The sequence below is a fragment of the Streptomyces sp. ICN903 genome (assembly GCF_022015835.1).
Taxonomy (GTDB): domain Bacteria; phylum Actinomycetota; class Actinomycetes; order Streptomycetales; family Streptomycetaceae; genus Streptomyces; species Streptomyces fenghuangensis.
This window is the reverse complement of the sequence record NZ_JAKMAY010000255.1, coordinates 1-8,431: the sequence shown is the minus strand read 5'-3', so window position 1 is coordinate 8,431 and position 8,431 is coordinate 1. Positions and strand designations below refer to the sequence as shown.

The 8,431-nt window shown below is 72.9% G+C and carries 5 protein-coding genes; 4 read left to right on the top strand and 1 reads right to left on the bottom strand.

Annotated elements, in window-relative coordinates:
* Positions 1–290 precede the first annotated feature (290 nt).
* A complete protein-coding gene (locus L7D48_RS22165; protein ID WP_237881726.1) occupies positions 291–1,289 on the bottom strand; it encodes an aldo/keto reductase in 999 nt (332 codons plus the stop codon).
* 106 nt (positions 1,290–1,395) lie between these two features.
* Here L7D48_RS22165 and L7D48_RS22160 point away from each other — a divergent pair, with 106 nt between their 5' ends.
* From L7D48_RS22160 to ilvN, 4 genes are all read left to right on the top strand, one after another.
* Positions 1,396–2,337, top strand: coding sequence for a 2-hydroxyacid dehydrogenase (locus L7D48_RS22160; protein WP_237881724.1), 942 nt, complete (start codon positions 1,396–1,398; stop codon positions 2,335–2,337).
* Between the two features lie 361 nt (positions 2,338–2,698).
* Complete coding sequence (locus L7D48_RS22155) at positions 2,699–5,692, top strand: bifunctional diguanylate cyclase/phosphodiesterase (RefSeq protein WP_237881721.1); 2,994 nt, start codon at positions 2,699–2,701, stop codon at positions 5,690–5,692.
* A gap of 240 nt (positions 5,693–5,932) precedes the next feature.
* Complete coding sequence (locus L7D48_RS22150) at positions 5,933–7,786, top strand: acetolactate synthase large subunit (RefSeq protein WP_237881719.1); 1,854 nt, start codon at positions 5,933–5,935, stop codon at positions 7,784–7,786.
* 52 nt (positions 7,787–7,838) lie between these two features.
* Complete coding sequence (gene ilvN / locus L7D48_RS22145) at positions 7,839–8,363, top strand: acetolactate synthase small subunit (protein ID WP_093663300.1); 525 nt, start codon at positions 7,839–7,841, stop codon at positions 8,361–8,363.
* Positions 8,364–8,431 lie beyond the last annotated feature (68 nt).

The window sequence follows — 8,431 nt, the reverse complement described above, 5'->3', positions numbered from 1 at the left end:
GGGGGAGGAGGTGGTGCCGGTGCGGTCCGGGGGCCCCTCACCGGACCCGCCGTCCGAACAGCCCGCCGCCAGCAGGGCGAGCCCGGCGAGGGCGACGGCGGCCTTCCGCAGCGGCGGCCGCGGACGCGGACGTACGGACGGGGGACGGCTTCGCAGCATCGGTGCGCCTTTCGACTACTCGACTACGGGCAGCTCTCGCCTGCGGTGCGGGGGCCGGCCGTGCACGCGGTGCGCGCCGGGCCGGCCCGTACACCCGACCGTACGCCGTGGAGGCGCCGGATGTTCCCGGCTCAGTCCCACGACCCCTGGGCGGCGGGCAGCGCGGCGATCTCCGCCAGGTCCCGCGAGTTCAGCTCCAGACGCACCGCCGCCGCGTTCTCCACCGCCCAGCGCTCCTTCTTGGCGCCCGGCACCGGAACCACGTGCCGCCCCTGGGCCAGCAGCCAGGCCAGGGCCACCTGCGCCGGGGTGGCGTCGCCGTGCCGGGCGGCGACGCGCCGCAGCCCGGCGACGATCGGCTGGTTGGCGGCCATCATCTCGGCAGTGAACCGCGGATGCCGGGCGCGTACGTCGTCGCGCTCGAAGCCGCCGCCCGGGGTGAGGGTGCCGGTCAGGAAGCCGCTGCCCAGCGGCATCGCGGCCAGAAGGCCGATGCCGCGCGCCTCGCACCACGGCAGCAGCGAGGTCAGGGCCTCGGGGGACCACACCGACAGCTCGGCCTCCACACAGCTGACCGGGAAGACCTGCTGGATCCGCTCCAGTTGCCGGAGCGTTCCGGCGTACGCGGGTGCGTTCGCCCCCCGGCGCCGCTCCCGCGCGCCCACCGCGCACAGCCCCAGCGAGCGCACCTTGCCGGCCGCGACCAGTTCGGCCATCGCGCCCCAGGTCTCCTCGATGGGCACCTCCGGATCGGCGCGGTGGAGCTGGTAGAGGTCGATCACATCGGTCTGCAGCCGGCGCAGCGAGGCGTCGCAGGCGCGCTTCACATAGCCGGGGCGCCCGTTGGCGACGATGTGCTGCTCGCCGACGAGGAGGCCGCACTTGGTGGAGACGAACACGTCCGCGCGGCGTCGCCGCAGCACCCTGCCCAGCAGCAGCTCGTTGGTGAACGGCCCGTACATGTCGGCGGTGTCCAGCAGCGTCACCCCGCGGTCGAGGGCCGCGTGCACCGTGCGCATCGAGGACTCGCCGTCCCGCTCGGACGCGGTGTAGGCCCAGCTCATCGGCATGCAGCCGAGCCCGATGGCACCCACCTCCAGCGCCCCCGCACCGATTGTCCTGCGCTCCACCTGGACGTGCTCCCTCCTCGCCCCCGCGGGGTCGCCCCCGTAGGGCGCTCCCAACCTAACGGGTGCCTTCCGGCGCCTCCGCACAGCCTCCGGATAGCCTCTGGCCATGGCTTCCGCAGACGTCTGGCTGCCCATTCCGCCCGCCGAGATGGGCGGGCTGCCCGCTTCGTTCCGCTACGTCCACTGGGACGGGGAGGAGGAGTTCCCGGCGGACCCCGCGGACTGCGTCTTCTACGCCGTTCCCTATCTGAAGGGTCAGGCCGTCGCCGTACGGCCGCTGGCGCACATGCCGAACGTGCGCGTGGTGCAGACGCTCACCGCCGGCATCGACCACGTGGAGTCCGCCGTACCGCAACTGCCCCGGGGCACCGTGCTGTGCAACGCCCGCGGCGTCCACGACGCGAGCACCGCGGAACTGGCGCTCGCCCTCGCCCTCGCCTCGCTGCGCGGCATCCCCGACTTCGTCCGCGCCCAGGACACCGGCCGGTGGACGCCGGGCTTCCGGCCCGCCCTCGCCGACCGGACGGCGCTGATCGTCGGCTACGGCTCCATCGGCGCCGCCATCGAGGACCGGCTGACGCCCTTCGAACCGGAGGCGGTCCACCGGGTGGCCCGCAGCGCCCGCACCGTGCCGCGCGGCCCGGTGCACACTCTCGCCGACCTGCCCCGGCTGCTGCCCGAGGCCGACGTGGTCTTCCTGGTCACCCCGCTCACCGACGCCACCCGCCATCTGGTGGACGCGGACTTCCTGGCGCGCATGAAGGACGGAGCGCTGCTGGTGAACGTCGCGCGCGGCGCCGTCGTGGACACCGGTGCGCTGCTGGCGGAGCTGGAGTCCGGGCGGCTGCGGGCGGCGCTCGACGTCACCGACCCCGAGCCGCTGCCCGCCGGTCATCCGCTGTGGAAGGCGCCCGGAACCCTGATCACACCGCACGTCGGAGGCCCGACGTCCGCGTTCCTGCCGCGCGCCAAGCGGCTGCTCCGGGCCCAGTTGCGGCGCTTCGCGGCCGGGGAGGAACCGGAGAACATCGTCGCCTCGGCCGGGTGACGGCCCCGCCGGACGGCCGCGCGGCCGTCCGGCGGCAGAGGGGACGGGAGGGGGACGGGGGCGCGAGACGGGTGGTGCAGACGCGGACGACCGCCCGCACGGCCATCCGTACGCTCCGGATACGGGTGGCTGCGGATTGTATCGGCAATTCCCCTATCAGTCACGCTGTGTAGAAGTGCTATGTCCCTGAGTGACCGTTCTGGTGTATCGTCCGATCCGGGGGCGTACCAGACCAGCGAGGGGGGACGGGCGACATGCACGGCCACCGGACGAACCACCGGACGCATCAACGGTGTTGGACACCGCCCAGGCCCGGGCTCCGCGGGCCGGGGCAGGGACTGCCGCACCCGGGGGCGGCGCGATGAGCGCCCGGGGGGCGGAACAGCCGCGCTTCCCGTGGCTGCCCCGCACGGCCCGCCCGCACGGCGGGACGGGGGCCGGGGAGCGGCGGGCGTTCCCGCGGCTGGTGCTCGCCGCCCTGTGCGGGGCGTACGCGCTGGGCGCGCTGCTGGGCTGGGGATCCCCGGCGGTGGCGCTGTTCATGGGCGACTTCGGGCTGAGCGCCGCGGCCTTCGCGGCCGCGGGATCGTGCGTGCACTACGCCCGCACCCACCCGGACACGCCCTTCCGGCCCGCCTGGACGCTGTTCGGGATCTCCTCGGCGATGGCCGGGCTCGGCAACGGGATCTGGGGCTGGTACGAGGTCGTGCTGGGCGTACCCGTGCCCAGCCCCTCCGCGGCGGACTTCTGCTTCCTGCTCTTCGCGCCACCCGCCATCGTCGGACTGCTGGTGCTCGCCAAACGGCCGGTCTCCCGGGCCGGCTGGACGCGCCTGGTCCTGGACACCTGGCTGGTCGGGGGATCGCTGCTCACCCTCTCCTGGAGCCTGGCGCTGGACCACCCCTCGTACTGGCAGGGCGAGTCCCTCTCCCTGGTGGCCCTGTCGCTGGCCTACCCCCTGATGGACATCGTGCTGATCAGCATGGTCCTCGCGCTCCACTTCCGCCGCTCGTCCACCCACCGGTCGGCCGTCAACACCGTCATCGGGGCACTCGCGCTCACCGTGCTCTGCGACGCCCTGTTCACCTCGCCCCTGCTGCGGGAGAACTACTCCTCCGGTCAGATCCTCGACGCCGGCTGGTTCGCCGGCTCGCTGCTGCTCGCGTACGCCCCCTGGGTCGGCTGCCGGGAGGGGGGCGGCAGCCGGCACGCCCCCCTGCGCCCGGCCGTCCGGCCTCCCGCGCCCGGGAACGGAGCGGTGGCCGGGTCGCTGGCCGCCCTCGCCCCGTACCTGGCGGCCGCCGTCTGCACCCTGGGGATCCTCTACAACGTCCGCGACGGCGGGGCCATCGATCCGGTGGTGCTGCTGACCGGCTGCACCGTCGTACTGGCCCTGGTGGTCCGGCAGGGCATCATGCTGCTGGAGAACATCCGCCTCACCCAGGAACTGGCCCAGAAGGAGAACCACTTCAGGTCGCTGGTGCAGGGGTCCAGCGACGTCATCATGATCGCCTCGCCGGCCGGGATGCTGCGCTACGTCTCCCCGGCCGCCGCCGGCGTCTACGGCCGGGAGCCGGACAAACTGGTCGGCTCCGAGCTGGCCTCCCTCATCCACCCCGAGGACCTGGGCCGGGTCCTGCACGAGGTGCGCCGCTTCCTGGCCACCCCGCCCCGGGAGGAGGCCTCCACCCGCATCGAGTGCCGCATCCGGCACGCCTCTGGCCGCTGGCTCAACATCGAGTCCACGATCAACCGCTACCAGGGCGGCCTGATCTTCAACAGCCGCGATGTGACCGAACGGGTGCGGCTCCAGGCTCAGCTCCAGCACAACGCCTCCCACGACCCGCTGACCGACCTGCCCAACCGCTCGCTGTTCACCGAGCGGGTCCGCCAGGCGCTGGGCGGCCGGCGCCGGGGCGACGCGGGGGCGGGCCACACGGCGGTGCTCTACATCGACCTCGACGGATTCAAGGCCGTCAACGACACCATCGGCCACCAGGCGGGGGACGAACTGCTGGTCCAGGCGGCCCGCCGGCTGCGGGAGGCCGTACGAGCCGGGGACACCGCGGCCCGGCTCGGCGGGGACGAGTTCGCCGCGCTCATCGTCGGTGACGGGAAGTGCGACCGGGCCGAGCGCGAGTACCGCGTGCTGGAGATCGCCGAACGGCTGCGCACCACCCTCTCCCGGCCCTACCGGGTCGAGGGGGGCGAGGCGCGGGTCGCCGCCTCCATCGGCGTGGCCTTCGCCGAGCCCGGAGTGACCCCGGCCGTGCTGATGCGCCATGCCGACCTGGCGATGTACCGGGCCAAGCAGGCGGGCAAGAACCGGGTCGAGCTGTACGCCTCGCAACCGCAGGCCGAGGCCGTCCGCCGGGCGGAGCTGACCACCGACCGGCTGCGCGGAGTGCTGGCGGAGAGCGAGTTCGCGCTGCTCCACCAGCCCGTGGTCGAACTCTCCAGCGGGAAGATCGCCTCGGTCGCGGCCCAGGCCCGCAGGCGCTCCGCCCGGGGCGTGCTGTTCCCGCCGGGCGGGCCCCAGCCCGCTCCCCAGGCCCGGCCCGCACCGCCGGCGCAGTACGGCCCCCAGCCCCCGCACGGCCCCGTGGCGGACGCCCGCGGTGACGGGGACGCGGGCCGGTGGCTGCTGCGCAGGGCCGTCGAGCAGGCCGCCGAACGGCATCAGGCGGGCTACCGCGTGCCGGTGTCCGTACGGCTGGACGCGCGCCGCCTCACCGACCGTTCCACGACTCCGGCCACCGTCGAGGCGCTGCTGTCCCGGCACGGGCTGCCGCCCGACGCCCTCGTCGTCGAACTGGCCGACACCGACCCCCGCGTATCCCTGGACGAACTGGAGTTGTGGGTCACCGCACTGCGGCGCATCGGGGTCGGCATCACCCTGGACGGCTTCGGTGGCGCCCACTCCGGTCTCGCCGCGCTCCGCAGGCTTCCCGCCGACGCGCTGAGGCTGGACCGCACGCTGGTCGACGGCGTGGTGGACTCCCCTCGGGTGCGGAAAATCACCTCCGGGCTGCTGCGGATCGCCGACGACCTCGGGATGCTCTCCGTCGCCGACGGCGTGGACCTGCCCGAACAGGCCGCGGCGCTGCGCGCGCTGGGCTGCACCCATGCCCAGGGGGCCGCCTTCTCCAAGCCCCTGGACGAGCACCGGCTCAGGCGTGCCCTGGCCCGCGGGAGCTACCCTGTCGCCGGTGAGGAGCAGCACTTCCCGGGCGCCGGCCGCTCGGTGGTGGTCGCCGGTTCGCTGCCCGCGCACAGGAGTGGGCCGACCGCGCGCGGCCCGGTGGCGCATCCTCCGTTGCGCTCAAATAGTGAGACGTCCGTCCCACCCACTTGACACCTCAGGCGCCACGGGAGGAAGGTCGGTGCCATGCGCACCCGACTTCTCGTAATTGGACAGCGCGTCGACTGACACGGGGCATGCCCGCCCTGTGGACGACATCGACGCGCTCCCCTCGCTTGCCTGACGGCACGAGGGGTTTTTTGTTGCACCGGTGCCAGCGGCACTCGAGCGCGACCCACCCACAGCCACCTACAACGAGCGTCAAACCCTCAACTCTCCGAGAAGAGACAAGTGATGACCGAGCAGGCCACCGGGGCCCCCCGCCCGCAGCCGCGGGCCCGTACCGGCGGAGCACAGCCGCAGCCCGCCACCGTCGAGCACGTCACGGGAGCCCAGTCCCTCATCCGTTCTCTCGAGGAAGTCGGCGCCGACACGGTATTCGGCATTCCAGGCGGCGCCATCCTGCCCGCCTACGACCCGATGATGGACTCCTCCCGGGTGCGCCACGTCCTCGTCCGCCACGAGCAGGGCGCGGGCCACGCCGCCACCGGCTACGCCCAGGCCACCGGCAAGGTCGGCGTCTGCATGGCCACCTCCGGTCCCGGCGCCACCAACCTGGTCACCCCGATCGCCGACGCGCACATGGACTCCGTCCCCCTGGTCGCGATCACCGGCCAGGTGGCCTCCAAGGCGATCGGTACCGACGCCTTCCAGGAAGCCGACATCTGCGGCATCACGATGCCGATCACCAAGCACAACTACCTGGTCACCGACCCGGCCGAGATCCCGAGGGTGATCGCCGAGGCGTTCCACATCGCCTCCACCGGCCGGCCCGGCCCGGTCCTGGTGGACATCGCCAAGGACGCCCTGCAGGCGCAGACGACGTTCTCCTGGCCCCCCACCACGGACCTGCCCGGCTACCGCCCGGTGACCAAGCCGCACGCCAAGCAGATCCGCGAGGCCGCCCGGCTGATCACCGAGGCCGCCCGCCCGGTGCTGTACGTGGGCGGCGGCGTCCTGAAGGCCGGGGCCACCACCGAGCTGAAGGTGCTGGCCGAGCTGACCGGCGCTCCGGTGACCACCACCCTGATGGCGCTGGGCGCCTTCCCCGACAGCCACCCGCAGCACCTGGGCATGCCCGGCATGCACGGCACCGTCGCGGCCGTCACCGCCCTGCAGAAGGCCGATCTGATCGTCGCGCTCGGCGCCCGCTTCGACGACCGCGTCACCGGCAGACTGGACTCCTTCGCGCCCTACGCGAAGGTCGTGCACGCGGACATCGACCCGGCCGAGATCGGCAAGAACCGCGCCGCCGACGTCCCGATCGTCGGTGACGCCCGCGAGGTCATCGCCGACCTGGTCGTGGCCGTCCGCGCCGAGCACGAGGCGGGCAACACCGGCGACCACACCGAGTGGTGGCAGCAGCTGAACCGCTGGCGCGAGACCTACCCGCTGGGCTACGACCACCCCGAGGACGGCTCGCTGGCCCCGCAGCAGGTCATCGAGCGCATCGGCGCACTGGCCCCCGAGGGCACGGTCTTCGCCGCCGGGGTGGGCCAGCACCAGATGTGGGCCGCCCACTTCGTCAAGTACGAGAAGCCCGCCACCTGGCTGAACTCCGGCGGCCTGGGCACCATGGGCTACGCCGTCCCGGCCGCGCTGGGCGCCAAGGCCGGCGTCCCGGACCGCACCGTCTGGGCGATCGACGGCGACGGCTGCTTCCAGATGACCAACCAGGAGCTGGTGACCGCCGCGCTCAACGGCATCCCGATCAAGGTCGCGATCATCAACAACGGAGCCCTGGGAATGGTCCGCCAGTGGCAGACCCTCTTCTACAACCAGCGCTACTCCAACACCGTGCTGCACAGCGGCCCGGACGCCGTCGGCCCCGGGAACAGGGGCACCCGCGTCCCGGACTTCGTGAAGCTGGCGGAGGCCATGGGCTGCGTCGGCATCCGCTGCGAGGACCCCGCGCAGCTCGACGCGGTGATCGAGAAGGCCAACTCCATCAACGACCGCCCCGTGGTCGTGGACTTCATCGTCCACGAGGACGCGATGGTCTGGCCGATGGTCGCGGCCGGCACCTCCAACGACGAGGTCATGGCGGCGCGCGGCGTCCGCCCCGACTTCGGCGACGGCGACGACTGAGTCCCGGACGACAGAGCCCCAGAGGAATCCGAGGAACGGAACACCACAACCGATGTCCAAGCACACGCTCTCCGTCCTGGTGGAGAACACCCCGGGCATCCTCGCCCGGATCGCCGCCCTGTTCTCCCGTCGCGGTTTCAACATCGACTCGCTCGCCGTCGGCGTCACCGAGCACCCCGACATCTCCCGCATCACCATCGTGGTGAACGTCGAGGACCTCCCGCTGGAGCAGGTGACCAAGCAGCTCAACAAGCTCGTCAGCGTCCTGAAGATCGTCGAACTGGAGCCGGGGTCCGCCGTCCAGCGCGAACTCGTCCTGGTGAAGGTCCGCGCCGACAACGAGACCCGTTCGCAGATCGTCGAGATCGTCCAGCTCTTCCGCGCCAAGACCGTCGACGTCTCCCCGGAGGCCGTCACCATCGAGGCGACCGGCAGCAGCGACAAGCTGGAGGCCATGCTCAAGATGCTGGAGCAGTTCGGCATCAAGGAGCTGGTCCAGTCCGGCACGATCGCGATCGGCCGCGGAGCGAGGTCGATCACCGACCGTTCGCTGCGCGCGCTCGACCGGACCGCATAGCGAGACCCCAGCCCGTCCCCGCCCGCACCGGCATACGGTGGCTCCGGCGGCGGCTGCGGGGACGGGCT

What these genes read in the sequence shown, in the direction of transcription:
- L7D48_RS22160 (WP_237881724.1), top strand. Translation starts at nt 1,396, where the DNA reads ATGGCTTCCGCAGACGTCTGGCTGCCCATTCCGCCCGCCGAGATGGGC.
- L7D48_RS22150 (WP_237881719.1), top strand. Translation starts at nt 5,933, where the DNA reads ATGACCGAGCAGGCCACCGGGGCCCCCCGCCCGCAGCCGCGGGCCCGT.
- ilvN (WP_093663300.1), top strand. Translation starts at nt 7,839, where the DNA reads ATGTCCAAGCACACGCTCTCCGTCCTGGTGGAGAACACCCCGGGCATC.
- L7D48_RS22155 (WP_237881721.1), top strand. Translation starts at nt 2,699, where the DNA reads ATGAGCGCCCGGGGGGCGGAACAGCCGCGCTTCCCGTGGCTGCCCCGC.